Source organism: Faecalibacterium sp. DFI.5.82, assembly GCF_029076575.1.
GTDB lineage: Bacteria > Bacillota > Clostridia > Oscillospirales > Ruminococcaceae > Faecalibacterium > Faecalibacterium duncaniae.
Genome location: NZ_JARFIS010001029.1, coordinates 1 through 292 on the forward strand (window position 1 = coordinate 1; position 292 = coordinate 292).

Consider the following 292-nt stretch of genomic DNA (forward strand, 5'->3'; position numbering starts at 1 on the left):
CCGTCGTGATTTCCTGAAGGTCACCGGTGCTGTTGGTTCAGCTGGTCTGCTGGCTGCCTGCGGCGGCAATGGCGGCGCTGCTTCCAGCACCGCTTCTTCCGCAGCCGAGGCTGCTTCCGTGGCTGGCATGAGCAGCGATCCCGTTACCCTGACCATGAGCTGGTGGGGCGGCGAGTCCCGCCACAACGCTTACCAGGAGGCCCTGAAGGCTTTCTCTGCGGAGCACACCACCATCACCGTCAACCCCACCTTCGCTGCATGGTCCGGCTGGGAGGACACCATGTCCACCAAG

The 292-nt window shown here is 64.4% G+C and carries 1 pseudogene; it reads left to right on the plus strand.

Annotation, left to right across the window (positions count from 1 at the left end):
* Nucleotides 1-292, plus strand: a pseudogene (locus P0G09_RS19995) (twin-arginine translocation signal domain-containing protein); the annotation flags it as partial.